The organism is Candidatus Margulisiibacteriota bacterium (genome assembly GCA_028715625.1).
Taxonomy (GTDB): Bacteria; Margulisbacteria; Riflemargulisbacteria; order GWF2-35-9; family GWF2-35-9; genus JAQURL01.
Map to the genome: position 1 here is coordinate 1 of JAQURL010000046.1, position 18,408 is coordinate 18,408.

Genomic DNA, 18,408 nt, shown 5'->3' on the forward strand with positions numbered 1-18,408 from the left:
CACATCAGTTTTGTTCCTGGACAGGTATTCACCCAAATCATTTTTTACATCCAGTTCGCGTTCCAGCGTCATATCTTTGGAATTCTTTACAGCTTTGGTAACTTCACGTCCGACTTTGCCAAGCGCGCCATTAACAACAACTTTTATCATTTATTAACCTCCTCATACAGCTAGCGCTGTGATAAGAGCCAAGAGCTCGGGGCTCAGGGCTCTGCGCCTCACCTCCACCTCCTCTCCACCAGTGGAGAGGGGAGGAAGAAGCCAATTTTCTTTTTCTATAACTCACCCCGCCTCACCCCCGACCCCTCTCCACCAGTGGAGAGGGGAGGAAGAAGCCAATTCCCTTTTTCCCTTTCTCCGTTTACGGAGAGAGGGTCAGGGAGAGAGGCGAAAAAATTTATTTCCCGGTATGTCCGAAGCCGCCGTCATTTCTGGCGGTTATATCCAGGCTGCCGACAACTTCAAACTCCGCGCGCACTACTGGAACTATGACCAGCTGCGCGATACGGTCGCCTTTATTTATTGTAAAATCTTTTTCACCAAGGTTCCACAAAATTATTTTAACTTCACCGCGATAATCAGCGTCTATTGTGCCTGGTGTATTGGGAATAATAATCCCTTCCTTCAGGCTCAGGCCGCTGCGAGGCCTGATCTGGCCTTCATAACCGGCCGGGATTGCTATTTTTATACCTGTGGCTACAAGTTTTTTTTCTCCTTTATGCATAATCGTATCTTCCGCAGAAGCCAGGTCCAGACCGGAAGATAAGATGGTTTTATATTCGGGCAGTTTCAACCCGGAAAAATGTTCCAGAAGCTCTACTTGAATAGTAACATTATTCAGCATTATAAAAGTCCGCTAAAAATATCTTTTTCTTTAAAGCGGCCAAGTGCCGTAAGCGCATAATAATTCGGGTTAAAAACCATATTCATCAACTCCAGCAATTCGTCTTTGGTTATATTATTGATAACCTTGAATAATTCATTAACTTTAACATATTTTTCATAATAAAAATAATTTTTTCCGTTCCAGGACATTTTATTGGAGGAAGACTCCAGGCCCAGAACCAGTCCGCCTTTTAATTGTTCCCTGGCTGTATGGATCATTTTGTCCGGGATATCTTTTTTCAGATCGTTCATTTTTTCCACAATAATTTCCAGGACCTGTCTGGCTTTGTTCAGAGCAGCACCGGCATAAATAACAAACAGTCCGCAATTTTTAAAGTATAAAGGATAAGAAAAAATGGAATAGACCAGGCCTCTTTTTTCCCGGATTTCCTGAAAAAGAATACTGCTCATGGAGCCGCCAATTATGCTGGAAAGCACCAGCAGCGGGTAGCGTTCCTTGTCATGATAGGAAACTCCGCGGCTGCCAAAGCAAAAATGTACCTGTTCTGTATCTTTTTCAATCAAATTGCAGGCAGGTTTAAAAATTGGCTGATAAGAAATTTTCTTTACTTTTTTTATTCCCCGGTGCGCGGAAAAAACTTTTTTCAGCTTACCTATCATTTCATCCATTTTAAAACGACCGGCTACGGAAATAATAATATTTTCCGGAATATAATTATGTTTCAAATATTCCAGGATACTTTCCCTGTTTATATTTTCTATAACTTTTTTATCGCCGATTACCGGTTGTCCCAGATTGTAATTAGGCCAGATATTGCGCACAAAAAGGTCGTGCACTATTTCGTCCGGGCTGTCTTCGTACATTTTAATTTCTTCCAGTACTACCTTTTTTTCTGTGATAATATCAGTCTCACGATAAATAGAATTGAAAAAAATATCGGTCATAAGGTCAAGCGCTATGTCAAAATGTTCATCCAGCACGGTTGTGTAATAACTGGTGTGCTCCTTGCTGGTGTAAGCATTCAACTTGCCGCCCACAGAATCCAGAATTTCGGCAATATCTTTAGCAGAACGTGTTTTGGTCCCCTTAAAATTCATGTGTTCCACAAAATGGGAAATACCGTTTTGTTCCAAACTTTCATTGCCTGAACCGCAGCTCACGAATAGTCCAAGCGAAATGCTTTTAACAAATGGAATGGATTCTAAAACTATAGTTAAACCGTTTGGTAGCTTCTCAATGCGATACAAATGAGTTTCCTATGCTCTTGAAAAATTAACCCTTCCTTTTGCATCGATTTCCTCGATTACCACATCTATCTTGTCGCCGACTTTGAAGACATCTTCAAGTCTGTTGATATATGTGTCCGAGGCTTTTGAAATATGCAAAAGTCCTTCCTTACCGGGCGCGTATTCAATAAATAAACCAAAATTCATAATTTTTTTAACAGTACCGTGGTATTTGGCCCCTGGTTCAGGTTCCTTTAACATGTTGTTAATTTCCAGTTTGGCCGCTTCAATTGCCTTTAAGTCTGCGGAAGCAATATTAACTTTGCCGCCGTCGGCAATATCAATGGTTACTCCGGTTCTCTCAATAATACCTTTTATATTTTTTCCGGATGGTCCTATCAATTCACCAACTTTATCTTCGGGTATCATGATAGTTTCAATACGTGGAGCATATTCGGATAATTCCGGATTTACTTTGGCAATAACTTTATTCATTTTGCCCAGAATCTCCAGTCTGGCTTTATTAGCCCTGGCTAAAGCTTCCTTGATAATTTCGAAAGTAACACCGGTAATTTTGATATCCATCTGTAAAGCGGAAATTCCGTCTTTACCACCGGCTACTTTAAAATCCATATCGCCTAAATGATCTTCAAGTCCGGCAATATCAGTAAGAATTACAAACTTGTCTTTTTCTTTAATAAGCCCCATGGCCACACCGGAAATGGGTTCCTGAATAGGCACACCTGCCTGCATCAACGCCATGGATGCACTGCAGACACTGGCCATTGATGAGGACCCGTTGGATTCCAGAATATCAGATACAACTCTGATAACATATGGAAATTTTTCTTCGTCAGGAATTACATAAGACAACGCTCTTTCAGCCAACGCGCCGTGACCGATTTCTCTACGCCCCGGACCTGGCCTGCCGCCTACTTCGTTTACACTGAAAGCAGGGAAATTATAATGCAGATAAAATTTCTTTTTAAAAACAGTTTCCAGACCGTCAACTATTACTTCATCTTTGCCAGCGCCTAATGTTACCGTACCGAGACTCTGTGTTTCACCGCGAGTAAATAAGGCCGAACCATGAACCCTGGGCAACACTCCTACTTCACAGGTTATAGGTCTGATTTCTTCAATTTTACGACCATCTGCCCGCTGATGATGGTTAACTATCGCGTCTCTTACTTCTTCACTTTCCAGTTGCGAAAAAACTTTAGCCACTTCTTTGGCTTTATCTTCGCCATATTTTTCAATACCATATTTATTGAGTTGGTTTTTTACTTCTTCCAGAGCGGCATATTTTTCTAATTTACCGGTAACATTCATTGCCTTTTTTATATCTTTGGCAAACTTTGTTTTCAGTTCATCAACCATTTCTTTGGGAACTTCTTTTAAGGTAACTTCCCATTTCGGTTTGGCAACCATTTTAATAAAATCTTCCTGTAATACGATCAATGATTTAAGCGCTTCATGGCCTATCTTTAATGCTTCCAGCATTTGCTCTTCGGTAATTAATGCAGCACCGGCTTCTACCATCATAATCGCGTCTTTGGTGCCGGCGATGGATAAATGCAGTTTGCTGTCAGCCAATTTTTCAGTAGGAGGATTGATCACAAATTTATCATCTATCAATCCTACAATAACGGAGGCTATCGGACCGGAAAAAGGTATGGGAGATATACTCAGGGCTGCGGAAGCAGCTACTGTAGCCAAAGTTTCCGGCAAATGTACACCATCATAACTGAGTACGTTTATGGTAACATGCACATCATTCATAAATCCTTCAGGAAATAAAGGTCTGATCGGCCTGTCGATCAAGCGGGAAATTAAAGTCGCTTCAGTGGAGGGTTTGCCTTCTCTTTTAAAAAAGTTGCCCGGTATACGGCCTGAGGCATACATTTTTTCCGAATAATCTACAGTCAGCGGGAAAAAATCCTGGTCCTCTTTCGGTTCCTTTTTTCCAACTGCTGTGGCTAACACCACGGTATCGCCATATTTGACCCATACCGAACCATCGGCCTGTCTTGCTGCCCATCCTGTCTCTAATGAGAACTCTGCTCCCTGAAATACTGTTTTAACGGCCTTTTTTTCCATATTGATTTGCTCCTAAAAATCCGCTGCGGATTAATTATTTTCTTAATTCTAAACGTTCAATGACACTTTGATATCTTTTCGGATCTGTTTTCTGCAGATAATTTAAAAGCCTTTTTCTTTGGCCTACCATGAGAAGCAGTCCTCTTCTGGAATGATTATCTTTTTTATTGACTTTTAAATGCTCAACCAGATGATTGATTCTTTTAGTTAGAATTGCCACTTGAACTTCCGGAGAACCTGTATCTTTATCATGTATCTTATATTCTTCTATAATTGCGGTCTTCTGTCTGTCCACTAAACTCACGTCTTTCACCTCCTAATGATCGAGGTCATTCTATCATATAAAAATAATTATCGACAATGAATTTTTATTTATAATTTAAATAATTCGACCTGTTCTCTGGTATGGAGAGAAATTCTGGATAATTCGGATAAAGACGCGGTTATCTGCTGTACGGCTGCCGCATTATTTTCTTCTATATTATGCAGAGTATTGATGCTGGTATTCACTGCTTCCATGGCTTTGTTGGTTTGCCCCATAGCTTCGGTTATATTCTGCATTTTACTATTTGTTTCCTGCACGGTACTGACCACCTTTTCCATACTCAGAGTTACCTGGTCAGCCGTGGAAACACCTTTTTTGGTATGAAAAACTGCCTGGCTTATCAGTTCGGCAATTTCCTTGGCAGACTGGTTCGCGTTTTCCGCAAGTTTACGCACCTCTTCAGCTACAACAGCGAAGCCTCTTCCATGTTCACCTGCTCTGGCGGCTTCAATCGCGGCGTTAAGCGACAACAAATTGGTCTGGTCGGCAATACCGCTGATTACTTCTATAATATTACTGATTTTATTGCTGCTGGCCGATATGTCGCCCATTACCTGATGCAGGTTCTGTATCTCCTTCTTGCTGTCATTTAAAACCTGTACAGCCTCTCCGGAATTCTGTCTGGTCATTTCAGCATTTTTGGAAGCTTCCATGATTGATGATGACACTCTGTCGATAGACTCGGCTATCTCCCCGACCGTAGCTACCTGCGTAGTAGCATTCAGACTTATAGACTCTATGGTATTGCTGGATTGCAGCGAAGCATCAGCCACCCTGGTAGCATTCAGTCCTATATCACACATGGTACCGGAAAGCATTTTTATGGAAGCGTTGATATTTTCCTTTAATCTGGACCATTCTCCGGTGGTCTCTACAGTAATTCTTCCGGTGAGATCGCTACCGGCCATACTTTCCATGACCTGATTAATGTTGCTGATAATCAGCTGCAGTGTCGACATTGTCTTGAGTATCAATTCAATACTTGCCTTAAATTCACCTTCCAGGTTTACCTGTTGATTAACATTAAGCTCGCCGTTAATCAAATGCCGCATCATTTCATTTTGTATTTCCATTGTAGTTTTCAGCACATCAGTAGTATGATTCACACTTTCCTTAATAATGTTCAGGGCTCCCTTGCATTCCGCTGTTATTCGCTGGCTGAAATCACCGACTGATATTGACTGCATCACCTTTTTGAGGTCCTCTATAACAAATTGCAGAGCATCCAGTAATGAATTAAAAGCAGCCTGGGTAACACCAACCTCATCCTGAGTTTTTACCAGCGCACGCCTACTGAAATCACCTGTCTCCTCAACAGTTTTTACCAACACTGATAAATCGGATAAAGGTTTAATAATTGATCTGAGCAAGCCAATCCCAAAAAATATACCGATACAGGTAGCGATAACAGAAACGCTGATAGTCAGCAGAATCGTGGTTTTAAAAAATCTGCCGACTTTTTTTACCATGTTTGTCTGCTCTGTCTGAGCTTTAACTATGTTTTCCTGACCTTTTTGTGACTCAGTCTGAACAATCGCGGTTATTTTTTCATTTACGGTTTTTGACTGGCCCAGAAGTTCTATCTGTTTGTAAGCTTTGGCCAGCACACCGTTCCCGGTGAATAACTGTTCGTTAACCGACTTTATTGATTCCTGCACAGTCTCAAAAATTTTCAGTTCTTCACGGGCATTAAGGTTCCTGAGATGAACTTTTAAATATTCCCCTTTGGCGTTTATGGCATCAAACATGCTGTTCATCCTGTTCTCCAGGTCCTTAAGTTCATCACGCTTATTGATGGTAAATATCCGGGTGGTCAATTCTTTTATAGATAAAACATAAGAATTGAAATCCGAATTGTTCAGCAGGATATCGGTAGCCTGGTTTACCTGGCCGAATATTTTGGTTTGCTTTTCTGCTTCATAAGCATACTCGGAGTTAATATTATTCAGGTCATTTTCGATATTAAGCTGCAATACGGACAATCTTTCTCCAAGTTCTTTTTCTTTGGCCTGGAACTCATCTGTTTCGTTGCCGGTTACCCGGCCGACCATCTTCATTTGCATAGCGACTATATCACTTAAATAATCAAAAAAAGATTTGATATCATAATCCAGAGTTTTAGACGCTTTCAAATATTCATTTTGTTTTATTTTGTTAATAGAAAAATTAATTTTGCTTCTGATGATAATCAGACCTTTTTTATCAACGGCTTTCTGTGCCTCAAACAAAAATATTTGAATATTCTTAAGTTCTTCCTTGATCATGTTTATGTTTTTAGATTTCTGTGACATGTTGTTTGTATCTTTAATCGAAACTTTATATCTGGTAAACAAACTCTGCTGTAATTTCTTTATACTCTGGTCCAGCTGGGCCTGATTGACAGAAATTTCATCCAGCTGTTCATTTATCTTGTTTTTGGCTGAACGATTTTCCTGCTCGGATTTGATCCTGCTTTCCACAATACCAAACAACTGTTCGGAAATGTCACTGAATTCCTGATAAGTATTTATATTTTTCAGGCCCATCAGTTGTAATTCCTGCTCGTTATTTTTCAAGATAACTAAAAGGTTTTGCGCTTCCTTTTTATTTTTTTCATAATTTGCCATATCCTGAATTGCGTTCAGCTGAGTAAACTGGTTCATCAGGCTCTGGATCATTTTCTGGAATTCTATGGTTTTTATCTGATAAGGAGTACTTCTCTGGGTAATGTAGGATAACCTGCTCTTGATAAAACCCATGGCCACTATGCTGGTCACAGATATAGACAAAATAATTAAAGATATCGTTACTATGTAGGTTGATAATTTAGTTTTAAAACTCATTTTTCCTATCCCCCGCAAAAAAGAGCAGGATAAATCAGAACTATTTACCCTGCTCTATAATCACACTATTACTTCAAGATATACTTTTGGCCTTCACCTTTGATAAAATCCAAAAGTTTCTGAACACTGGCAGAAGGTTTACCTTTGATCATCAGCGTAATGGGCCTGGAAATTTCCGGAGTTTCAGGAGAATTAACGGTTTCATCCGCAACTGTCATCGGGCCTATTCCTATAGCTTCCGGTGTCAGAGCTACGTTCTTTTTAATATCATCCGCAGTGGCTACTTCCAGCACATCTTTTAACTGTTCGGCGCCATCCATCATGTTTTTGATAAATAATGAATTTGTACCCTGAATCAATTTACCCCAGACAACAATAATGGGCATATCTTCTCCGCCAACATCTTTCCAGTTGGTTATTGTTCCGGTAAAAATACCTTTCAGCTGCCCTTTGGACAAGGCTTTGATATTGTTATTCTTGTTAATAATAACTTTAATTTTGTCCTTGCCTATTACAAAAGGTGTATAAACAGACATATCCGCTACTTCCACGCCTTCTTTTTTCATAACATCGGCCCAGCTTTGTACGGTAAGTCCCGCTGCTGCGGCATCAACCGCGCCCTTATCCAGATCAAGCAAAGCTATTTTAGGACCTGAGGCAATAATTGTAAGCTTGATTCCTGTAGCTTTTTCAAATGCTGCCCTGATAGGTTTCAACACATTTTCAGCCGGCGCCGCGCCTGCTCCTACTTTTAATTCTTCGGCCAGGGACAAAGTCATCATACCGAACACACTGATTAACATTACAAACAACAAAATTTTTTTCATGTTTTCCTCCTCATTTCAAACCAAACTTGTACAATCTATAAAAACCGGATTCTTTTCGGCCCTCTGCACCCCCTCTTTTATCTTTTATACTCTAAATCTTTGCACCTGATCATTAATTGCCCTTATTCCGCCATTCTGCTCTTCCATGGATGCTGCCAACTGCTGCAGCATGGAATCCGTTTCCTTAACGGCAAAAACAACTTTATCCATTTGTTCACTAATCTCGTTAGAAGTATTAACACCGAAATTAATATTTTTTACCGCTTCTTCTACCAGATCAAGGATGTCTTTGGCCGATTCTCCCGAATGTCTGGCCAGACTGCGCACTTCGTCAGCGACCACGGCAAACCCTTTACCATGCTCCCCGGCCCGGGCCGCTTCAACCGCGGCATTAAGCGAAAGTAAATTGGTTTTATTGGCTATTTCGGTAATGACTGCGGTAATTTTATTGATCTTGTTCGAACTGGCCGAAATATCAGACATTACTTCTTTTAATTTCTTTATATGAGACTGGCTTCCTTCCACCATAACTGAAGATTCCTGGGCTCTCTGGCTGGCGTACTGAATATGCTCCATAGCACTGTTCAGCGCATCGGACATTTCCTTAATAGCTCCGGATATCTGCTGCATGGTGATTTTTAAATCTTCAACGGATTTATTGGTATTTTCTTTCATATCATTCAGATCACCCTTCAGATCTGTCTGAATATGCATGGTAAAGTTACCCCTGGCGAGTTCCGCCATGACCGTATTGATGTCCCTCATGGCAGACTGCAGAGAATCAAGCAGCGAGTTAAAGGCCAGAATGGTTAAGCCTACTTCGTCTTTCTGGATTACCTCTGTTCTCAGGCTATAATCACCTGTTTCCTCCACCTGCTGTACCATATCCGATAATTCCGCGAGCGGTGCAATTATGGCTTTTTTAAGGATCATGCCAAATACAAGTCCGATCAGGACTGCAAAAAAACAAATAATGAAAAGCAAAAGAATAAGCAAACGGACAAAGGAGTTTACATTTTTTATTGTCTGATTTTGTTCAACCTGGGCAGTAGATATGGTTACTTTACCTTTTTCCGTCTGCTGTTTCACAATCTGCCTCAATTTTTCATTGATCCGGGCTGCCTTGTCCTGGATCAACAAATTGTTTTCCAGCTTATTTATTATCCCCTGGCCGGAAAACAGCAAGTCCTTAACTGAACTTATCGCTCCGGAAACCTCTCTTAAGGTTACCAGTTCACTATTGGCATTCACGGAATTAAATCCTCTCTCCAGTTTCTGGCTGACCCTTACAGCGTTATCAAATATATTTTCCAGGTCTTTTTTTGTAGCGTTCAAATCGCTGACAGCGGATATTGTAAACAGCTCGTTGCTGATAGCTTTGACAGACAAGCCGATAGCCGTAAATTCCGAATTGTTCATCAAAATATTGGTTGCTATGTTGGTTTTACTGAAAATATTGCTTTGCCTGCTAACTTCAGCATTATAAGAATCATTATTGGTAGACATCTGATTCTCTATATCCATCATCAGTACGGAAATCAGTTCACCAAGGTCCTTATTGACTGAATCATAACGCGTTGTATCACTGTTTTCCGTTGCTGAAATAAGAATAGTCTTCTGCTTGATCAAATCATCTATTTTACCCGCAATAGACTTTACGTCATCACAGAGCTTCTGATTACCACGCTCCTCGCATAGAGTTCCGTTTTTCAAAGCATCGTTAACAGCCATATTTATTTTGCTGCGAATTATCAATAAAGATTTTTTATCCATTGCTTTCTGAATTTCAAAAATTCCCAGCTGTATGTTTAAAACTTTTTCTTTTAAAAGACGGACATCATTAATCCGGACTGATATAGCATCTGTGTCTTTAAGAGATGTAGTATAAGATGCGGAGAAACCAGTCTGCAGATTTCTGATACGGCTTTCCAGGTTCAGCAGTTTGACTGTTACCATATTCAACTTTTCCGTGATATTGTTTTTGGCCTCTTTACTTTCTGCTTCGGCTTTTAACCGTTCCTGAGTGATTTCAAAAAGTTCACCTGATACTTTTAAAAGTTCTTCATAGGTTTGCGAACTATAGGCACCGGACAAATCCTTCAGGGCGTCCTGTGTTTTTTTTACTTCATTTAAAGCATCCTGGGCGTCATTTTTTGCTTTTGTAAATTCAGCGGAATTTTTTAGGGTACTAACCTTGATAAGTTCTGCCGTAGACTGCTGCAGAGCTTTTTGGAATTCTACGGTCTTAACCTGATAAGGAGTACTTTTAGAGGTCAGATAGTATAATTTGCTCTTCACAAACCACATACCTAAAATGCTGGAAAAAGAAATAATCAGTATAATGGCAAAAAATGCTAACGTATAAAGATTAAGTTTAAATTTTATATTCACGTTAAATCCCTACCCCCATAGGGCAATTTAAATCATAGTATTTAGTATGATATTAATATAGCCTTCTTTTTTTTTCAACTTACTTTTCAACTTTTTTTATATACTATCCAATAATATTTATACGGTATTTTCATAAAATGTAATCTGAACAGGATTGCCTTGGACCTGATATTTATGTTGTCAAACCCTGACAAATATTCAACTTTAAACTGATATTTACTTTCATATTCGGTAAGGTATCTGTTCAGATCAGTTAGATTTTCTCCCAAACGCATAGATTTCAGCAGCAGATAATAACCTTGCTTATTTAGATCAGCTTCAACAAGCCCCGGAAAGTACTTGTCTCCGAAATAAGATTCTTCTTTATAAGGTTCCGGTTTCATTATTTTCAGGTCCGGATATTTTTTTTGCAAAAGCAAAAATCCGTTTTTCAGCTGGTCCGCCGGAATAAAATAAACCGGATTGATAAAATTCCTGAACCCTAGATAATTGGTGATTACGACAACATTTATGCCCAGGACCAAAAGCACAACCCAGAACCGGTTTTTTATTTTTTCGGCCAGATGCCTCGATAACATAATATAAAATAAAAAACAGGCAAACAATATGAACCTGGCATAGCTGAATACAGGATAACGCTTGATCATAAAGGTCAGGAAAAAAGCGTTGATCAAAATAAACCCCAGAAAGTAACAGATCATAGTTTTATCTCTGGAACGGACAACCACGTATATACCATAAAAAATTAAGGGAATTAACAAAAAGAAAGTTTTCAGTTCGAAATAATCACCGATTAGAAAATAATAAAACGGGAAACAAATACCCAGAATAAATTGCTTCATCAAACCGGCATATGTTTGATAACCCAACTGAGCGTGAAGCGCCACATCCGGCATATTGATAATTGCCAGGGGCAGCGCTACGATAAGCAATACTCCATAAATAAGCCCTATATCCTTCCAGCGTTTTTTCAGCAGAAGCTCAACAGACATTACGGCCATAAAATAAAGAAACCCCGGGTAATCAGTCCAGACAAGCAGAGCTAGAAGCAGTATAAGCATAGACCTGCCTGATCTTTCTTTATTATCCAGCCACAGCCTTAAATAATAATAGGCGATTATCAGCAGGAGGGCAGCCATAGTATAATAACGAACCATTCGGGAATAAAGAATAAAATACGGAGCAAAGGTTATCAGTACCAGGAATATTGCTCTTTCGGTTGTATTTTTCAGAAATTTAACATTAATAAACCAGACTGTAAGCAGAAAAAAAAGTATTGAAGGTATCCTGAAAATAATATCAGATTGAGGGGTAACCTGAAAAATTTTATGAATTATGCTAAGCAGTATATAATACAAGGGCGGATGATTATCGGCCCGGACAAAAAAATATTCATTTAAAAACCTGAAAAAAGGTTTGGCCGCGTAAAAATAGGACCACAACTCGTCGCCCCAAAAAATAAAACGTTTATCCAACAGCAGATAAACAAAGAATACAATGCCCAAATATATTAAACCGGGCTTGATAAACCTGGGGAATCTGTGCTTTAACAATGATACCATTCTATTTTTTATAAAACTTGATTTTATAAACATACAACTGCGCCAGTTGCTTGAGGTAATCGAAGATTATTCTGCCGCTTAATTTGCTTTCACCATATTTTCTATCGCTAAAAATAATCGGATACTCTTTTACTTTTTTATAATTACCTTTAGCGGCAATTTCCAGACCTATCTTGAAGCCGGACAAATTTAGTTTCTCTTGGGGGAAAACACTTTTTTTAAACATAAAAAAACCTGAGGTAATATCATGCACCGGTGTTAAAGGAATAGCCAGACAGCGGGCCACAAAAGAAGTGAATTTCCTGTACCAGGGCCACTTGTCCACTCCTCCGCCTTTTACCAGTCTGCTGCCCACCACCAGTTCGGCTTCATTATTTTCTATAAGCCTGTACATGCCGGGCAGAGCCTGTGGTGGATGCGAAAAATCAGCGTCCATGAAACACACAACCTCTCCCTTGCTTTGCAAAATACCGTCATATACCGCGGAAGATAAGCCTCTTTTATCTTTGCGAACAATCAGGTTTATTGTTCTCATCTTCAGGCTTTTTACCAGTTCTTCCGTACCGTCGTTAGAATTGTCATCAACAATCAGAATTTCAAAAGGAATCTTAGCTTTGGTCAGCTCATCCGAAACAAGCGGAAGCAATTCCTGCAGGTTTTCTTTTTCCTTATATGTAGGTATTACAACAGAAAGAAGCATTTTCTCATTATAGCCTAAGCTTTATTCTTAAGCTATAATTAATGAATATGTATGAATTAAACGTAGAAGACAAGTTCGCGGCTGCACATCAGCTGGTAAGCTATCAGGGCCCATGTGAAAATCTGCACGGCCATACCTGGAAGATAAAACTTAAAGTCAAAGGTAATAAACTAAACGAAACCGGTATGCTTATGGATTTTCAGGACTTGAAAAAAATCCTTAAAAAAATTCGCGACCGCTTTGATCACCAGTTCCTCAATGACATTTTGAAATTTTCTCCCACATCAGAAAATCTTGCCAAATATATTTTCGAACAGGCTGCCAAACAACTGCCCAGGCACATTCAGCTTGCTGAGGTAACTGTGTGGGAGTCCGATATCACTTCTGCCACCTATTACAATGATTAACTGGCAAAGCATAATTTTTGTCTGTTTTTTTACCTTTCTGATAAATATCACGGAAACCCTGGCTTATTCCATGCGCTATGCCGGGCTGAAAACCAGACAAATTGCCATCGCTATGTCCTTTGTCACATCCACCCTGCTGATATCCAGGTTAAGCAACATGTTTCAGGCGCCACTCCTGGGCAAAATGGTTGATGACACAATAAAAATCGGCACACAAACTTCCTTGCATAACCTGGAACTGGCTTTCAGGATCATACTGTTTTCAGGATTTCTGGGTATACTGCTGGCGACCATCCTGACACCTTCGATGGTTAAAATTTATGAACTGGCTATACACAGTTTTCTGCGGATCGGTTCTTTGCCAAGGATGTTTTTTCTGACACTGATATCGCCGAGACGTTTCAAAAAAATAATCAATTGTTTGACCTGGCCGAAATTCAGTATGTTAAAAGATATACATTTAAAAAGTATTCCTAAAAAATTTTTAATCCTGAACGGACTGGTGGCATCCATCTATTCCATAGGAGTTTTATCTTCTCTCTTGGCCGGCGCTTATCTGCCGGATCTGCGCGCCACTGCCATCCAGTTGTCCGGTATAGTAAACGGTATTGCCACAATCCTGTTTACCTTGATGGTTGACCCCACCGGAGCGCGAATTACAGATCAGGCAGTTCATAAAAAAAGACCTGATGCCGATGTAAAAAGTGTTGTTTTTTTTCTGATTATATCAAGAATAATCGGGGTTCTTATTATTTCCCAACTCATACTTTTCCCTGCTGTAGAATATATCATGGCTATAACCAGGTTAATATAATTTCATTTTTTTGATCCGGGGCCTATGGCTATTTTTAATTAATAGCAATAAAATATTTATTAAATATGGATATACTGATTATCGATGATGAATTGATCAGCAGAAAAAAATTGCTGGAAATTTTAAAACCTTTTGGTAATTGTATTGAAATCAGTCAAAGTTCTGAAGCCATTGATGTATTTGAACACTCCGTCAGGACTAATAAAAATTTCAATCTTGTTACGGTGGATATTCATATGCCGCATCCGAATGGCATGATTTTAGTAGGAAAATTCCGGGAAATAGAAAAAAAATTTAATGTGCACCCGGAGAAAAAAACAAAAATATTTATGGTTACATCACTTAATGACAAGGACCATGTACTGGAATCACTAAAAAGAGGGAGCAATGATTATATTTTGAAGCCTTTTACTGCGGAACAGGTTTTGGACCGCATGAAACTTCATGGTCTGATGAAATAAATTCTACCTACTGGATATTTATTTAAAAAAGAAATAAAATACTGCTATGAATATTTTGATCATAGATGATGAACTGATCAGCAGAAAAAAATTGCTGGAAATTTTAAAACCTTTAGGTGATTGTACTGAAATCAGCGAAAGCACTGAAGCATTACCCGCGTTTGAAAAAGCAATAAGAACAAATCACGGCTATAACTTTGTCGCGCTGGATATTCGTATGCCTGACCCTGACGGCATGGTCATACTGGAAAAAATGAGAGAAATGGAAAAGAAAATGTGTGTTCTTTCCAACAAAAAAGCGACAATTTTTATGGTAACCTCCATAACCGACAAACAAAAAGTGCTTGAAGCTTTAAAAAAAGGCGCCAATGACTATATTATGAAACCTTTTACAGCCGAACAGCTGATGGACCGCTTGAAACTGCATAAACTTATTTAACTTTTGGTTCAAAACTACTCTTCTTTCAGGATGTATCATATATTAAACCAGGACAGGCTCTGTAGAGAAACCCAAACATCAGTGAATATGCACAACGCAGATCCCTCCACTATGGTCGGGATGACAATGTTTTCTAGTTACCCAGACTATCCCAGTCTTTACCCACAACTACCGTTATATCCAAAGTTTTCTTGGGTAAATAATAGGTAACAATGTAGGAAGGATTTATATTTAAAGCTTTAGCCAGTTCCAGGGCTTCTTCAGTGCGACCTTTCCAGTCTACCACAACTGTGTTTTGATAATTATGATGAGCTGCTTCGCCTACTCGCGGAACAATTGCACCCCTGGCTTTCAGTTTACCGGCCACTTTGGAAGCAATACCCGGCTCTCCGTTGCCATTAAGCACTTCTATGCTGACGGTTGTGCCCTGCTGAAAAATAGGCAATTTCACCAAATGTTCTTTTTCTTTGGCAATCCTTTCCTGCTCATCTTTCTCAGCTGCTATTCGTTCCTGCTCTTCCTTTTCTTTAGCCTCTCTGGCCAGCTTTTCTTTTTCAGCTTTTTCTCTGGCCAGCTTTTCCTGTTCCTGTTTTTCCTTAGCCAATCTGGCTTTCTTTTCAGTTTCTTCTTTGTCTCTGGCTAATTTTACTTTTAACGCCTTTTCCTGTTTCTCTTTTTCAATTTTTTGTGCGGCCAGCTTTTCCTTTTCTTCTTTTTCCTTGGCCAATTTTTCCAGTCTGGCTTTTTCTTCCTGTTGTTTTTTTATTCTGTCAGCTTCCTCTTTTGCCCTGTTTGCCTTATCGGTTTTATCATCTGACACCTGCCTGTCCATATGATTGATCAATGCAAGTGAATTGTCAGGTGTAGTGCCGGCGCTGGTCGTAAGGGCCAGCTCCTCCTGTATCATATAATTTCTGGTACTAAATCCGTGAATAGTTTCATTTACAACCTTAGCCGCGGCTGAAAGATCGGCTTTCCAATAATATACTCCTCCCAGCAAAACAACATCTCCGGGAAGTGTACTTATGGCAATTTGTTCATCATCCATTGCATCTTTTATCTCCAGGGCCAGTGTATACATTTGTCCCAAAGTAAGATCAGTCTTTACGTATTTGGATAAGTCGCTGATCACCTGCGGTAATTTGATAATCTGCAGGGGGGACATCATTTTTTGTACTACTGCCTTCACAAAACTCTGCTGACGGCTGATACGACCTATATCGCCGCCATGATCATGCCTGTACCTCAGATAGGACATGGCTTTCTGGCCGTTAAGCTGTTGTTTGCCCGGCTGAAAATCTATATACAAATCACCGGCTTTATCCACATAATACATGCGGTATTTGATATCCATTTCCACGCCGCCGATCTGATCTACCATATTTTTAACGCCGGCCATATCAAGCACCAGGTAATAATCTATCGGAATCTGCAAAAATCTGGATACTGTACTTTTTACCAGGTCTATCCCGCCAAATGCATAGGCATGATTAATTTTGGTATAACCATGATTCGGTATTTCTATATATGTATCACGGGGTATGGATAAAACACCCACTCTTTTTTTGCTTTTATTGATGTTTACAACCATGATACTGTCGGAGCGTGAGCTGCCTTTAACATCATCTATGCCGATAATCAATACGTTTCTGGATTGCTCCACCCTGTTTTGGGGCATAAGCGTAAGCAATACATTAACCAGCTTCCACTGACTGAAAAGTATGCCCAGATAAAGCCCTAAAATCATGGTAAAAAAAGAGAGGGCCAGAGAAATTAAAAAAACTTTAAAAAAAGACGGATTCTTTTTCCGGCGACGCCTTGTATACATAGGGATTATTATATGGCAGATAAGATTTATAGTAAACCGGGGTATTTCGTGAGCAGGCTATGGGCTCGTAGCTCTGGGGGGTATCCTCTTTTTTCATTTTTATCTTTGTTTAATTTACCACTACCAATGCGGCTACATGTCCGCCGAAACCGTAATTAAGAGTTAGAAAAGAATTAAGTTCGGCTGGTTCCCGTAAATATGGCTTGATTTCCGGAAGCAATTGATCAATAAACTTATTAGGTATCAACCGCTTTTGTTCCATAGACAGCAGACAAAGAGCCAGTTCCACCGATCCAGTGGCACCAAGCAGATGACCGGTATAAGATTTGGTAGCGCCCAGGTATGGTTTGTGCCCGGAACAGAACATCCTGCTCAGGACATTAATTTCCATAAGATCATTCAGATCCGTTGCCGTACCGTGAGTGTTTATATAATCAATTCCACTTAAATCCGTCATCTGCATACTTTTTTTAACAGACATTTCCACAGACTTTCCATCCCTGTCAAAAGCAATGGCATCGGTACAGTCGTTGCCATAAAAGTAACCTTTTATAACCGGAGCAGAATTTTTTATATTGTTGTCCTTACGCTGCAAAACAAATAAAGCCCCTCCCTCACCTATTATAAATCCATCGCGGTTTTGGCAAAAAGGTCTGGTCTGCCCGGTCCTGCTGATTATGCCCATTTGGCTAAAAGCGGCTTCAATTATCGGAACTTTGGATGTTTCTATACTCCCGGCAATTACAACATCCACAAGACCCCGACTTAACATTTCTACACCCCTTATTACGTTCACCAGACCTGTGGCGCAGGCGGCGCTAACTGAATATGGTATACAGCCCCTGCCTACTTTTCTAGCCAGATAGGAACTGAGATTATGTTGTAAAAAAAAATCCAGGAACCTGCTATCATCTCCCATAGAGGAAAAATTGTATTTACTGTTGCCCACCACAACAGCAGTACGCTCGGGAGCAATCCCTTCCAATTCCGGTTTAATACCTTCAAATAAAGCATCAGCCAGCTCGAACTCGCTTTTATTTAATTTGTATCGGGGTAAATAAGCCGCAGAAAAAACATTTTTCCAGGTTTCATTTTTACCCTGCCCTAAAGGAGAGACCATATTATAAGCAGTTATAACAGCTTGCATATAAACACTTATTATACATTAAAAACATTTTAAATTTTCTAAAAACTTTCCAAATTAACTTGCAGTGGAATATCAGCAATTTTTTGACGATAATCTAATTCTGAATACAGATTACAAAATATTCTCTTTAAAGGGCAAAAAAATCTCAGATCTTATCAGGTTACACATGAAGACGGATATTAAAATCTTTGCAGACGAGTTCTATCCGGAATTACCTAAGAAATCCGGGCTCAGCGCAGCCTGTTCCTATCTGGTTACAATGCACTCCGCCGGTTTGAATAATTATTTGGGGAAACCTATTTTATTGCGAACAGATTAGAAAACCTTTGATAATTTTTACAGCCGCTTAGCAGACTTTCATTTTATTTTCAGAAAAATGCCCTGGAATATTACCGTTCCGGGATTTAATAAAAAATAAATAATCAAAGCTGATTTTTATAGAAGAGTTATATCGTCTATATCTTCATTCGCTATTACTGTATCTTCATGCACAGCCACAACCTCAGCGCATC

The 18,408-nt window shown here is 39.6% G+C and carries 17 protein-coding genes; 5 read left to right on the forward strand and 12 right to left on the reverse strand.

Going from position 1 to position 18,408, the window contains the following annotated elements:
* The 10 genes from PHV30_08165 to PHV30_08210 form a co-directional block, all read right to left on the reverse strand.
* On the reverse strand, positions 1-150 hold a 150-nt coding region (locus PHV30_08165; GenBank protein ID MDD5456991.1), incomplete at its 3' end, for a 4-hydroxy-tetrahydrodipicolinate reductase.
* 247 nt (positions 151-397) lie between these two features.
* On the reverse strand, positions 398-844 hold the full coding sequence (gene dut, locus PHV30_08170) for a dUTP diphosphatase (protein ID MDD5456992.1): 447 nt from the start codon (positions 842-844) through the stop codon (positions 398-400).
* Positions 844-2,094, reverse strand: a complete 1,251-nt coding sequence (locus tag PHV30_08175; GenBank protein ID MDD5456993.1) for a pitrilysin family protein — start codon at positions 2,092-2,094, stop codon at positions 844-846. Before PHV30_08175 ends, dut begins: the two co-directional genes overlap by 1 nt.
* A gap of 9 nt (positions 2,095-2,103) precedes the next feature.
* Positions 2,104-4,173: a polyribonucleotide nucleotidyltransferase gene (pnp, locus tag PHV30_08180; protein MDD5456994.1), complete on the reverse strand. Its 2,070-nt coding sequence runs from the start codon at positions 4,171-4,173 to the stop codon at positions 2,104-2,106.
* Between the two features lie 34 nt (positions 4,174-4,207).
* Positions 4,208-4,477, reverse strand: a complete 270-nt coding sequence (rpsO, locus tag PHV30_08185; protein ID MDD5456995.1) for a 30S ribosomal protein S15 — start codon at positions 4,475-4,477, stop codon at positions 4,208-4,210.
* Between the two features lie 68 nt (positions 4,478-4,545).
* Positions 4,546-7,320, reverse strand: coding sequence for a methyl-accepting chemotaxis protein (locus PHV30_08190; protein ID MDD5456996.1), 2,775 nt, complete (start codon positions 7,318-7,320; stop codon positions 4,546-4,548).
* Positions 7,321-7,388: 68 nt separating this feature from the next.
* Positions 7,389-8,147, reverse strand: a complete 759-nt coding sequence (locus tag PHV30_08195; GenBank protein ID MDD5456997.1) for a substrate-binding domain-containing protein — start codon at positions 8,145-8,147, stop codon at positions 7,389-7,391.
* Between the two features lie 84 nt (positions 8,148-8,231).
* On the reverse strand, positions 8,232-10,538 hold the full coding sequence (locus tag PHV30_08200) for a methyl-accepting chemotaxis protein (GenBank protein ID MDD5456998.1): 2,307 nt from the start codon (positions 10,536-10,538) through the stop codon (positions 8,232-8,234).
* 86 nt (positions 10,539-10,624) lie between these two features.
* Entirely contained in the window at positions 10,625-12,133 is a 1,509-nt protein-coding gene (locus PHV30_08205; protein MDD5456999.1) for a glycosyltransferase family 39 protein, read from the reverse strand.
* Positions 12,102-12,800 (reverse strand): polyprenol monophosphomannose synthase, encoded by a 699-nt coding sequence (locus tag PHV30_08210; GenBank protein ID MDD5457000.1) that lies wholly within the window; start codon positions 12,798-12,800, stop codon positions 12,102-12,104. The genes PHV30_08205 and PHV30_08210 overlap by 32 nt, the downstream gene beginning before the upstream one ends.
* Positions 12,801-12,847: 47 nt before the next feature.
* Between PHV30_08210 and queD the strand changes: the two genes are divergently transcribed.
* The 4 genes from queD (at position 12,848) to PHV30_08230 (ending at position 14,921) form a co-directional block, all read left to right on the forward strand.
* Complete coding sequence (gene queD, locus PHV30_08215; protein MDD5457001.1) at positions 12,848-13,207, forward strand: 6-carboxytetrahydropterin synthase QueD; 360 nt, start codon at positions 12,848-12,850, stop codon at positions 13,205-13,207.
* Positions 13,200-14,021, forward strand: a complete 822-nt coding sequence (locus tag PHV30_08220) for a DUF2837 family protein (GenBank protein ID MDD5457002.1) — start codon at positions 13,200-13,202, stop codon at positions 14,019-14,021. The genes queD and PHV30_08220 overlap by 8 nt, the downstream gene beginning before the upstream one ends.
* A gap of 65 nt (positions 14,022-14,086) precedes the next feature.
* Positions 14,087-14,482, forward strand: coding sequence for a response regulator (locus tag PHV30_08225; protein ID MDD5457003.1), 396 nt, complete (start codon positions 14,087-14,089; stop codon positions 14,480-14,482).
* A 46-nt stretch (positions 14,483-14,528) separates the two neighbouring features.
* Entirely contained in the window at positions 14,529-14,921 is a 393-nt protein-coding gene (locus PHV30_08230; GenBank protein MDD5457004.1) for a response regulator, read from the forward strand.
* 133 nt (positions 14,922-15,054) lie between these two features.
* On the opposite strand, the gene PHV30_08235 is transcribed toward PHV30_08230, so the two are convergent.
* Positions 15,055-16,749 (reverse strand): LCP family protein, encoded by a 1,695-nt coding sequence (locus PHV30_08235; protein MDD5457005.1) that lies wholly within the window; start codon positions 16,747-16,749, stop codon positions 15,055-15,057.
* A gap of 109 nt (positions 16,750-16,858) precedes the next feature.
* On the reverse strand, positions 16,859-17,896 hold the full coding sequence (locus PHV30_08240; protein MDD5457006.1) for a beta-ketoacyl synthase N-terminal-like domain-containing protein: 1,038 nt from the start codon (positions 17,894-17,896) through the stop codon (positions 16,859-16,861).
* A 166-nt stretch (positions 17,897-18,062) separates the two neighbouring features.
* Between PHV30_08240 and PHV30_08245 the strand changes: the two genes are divergently transcribed.
* Complete coding sequence (locus tag PHV30_08245) at positions 18,063-18,215, forward strand: hypothetical protein (protein ID MDD5457007.1); 153 nt, start codon at positions 18,063-18,065, stop codon at positions 18,213-18,215.
* The last annotated feature ends 193 nt before the right edge of the window (positions 18,216-18,408 follow it).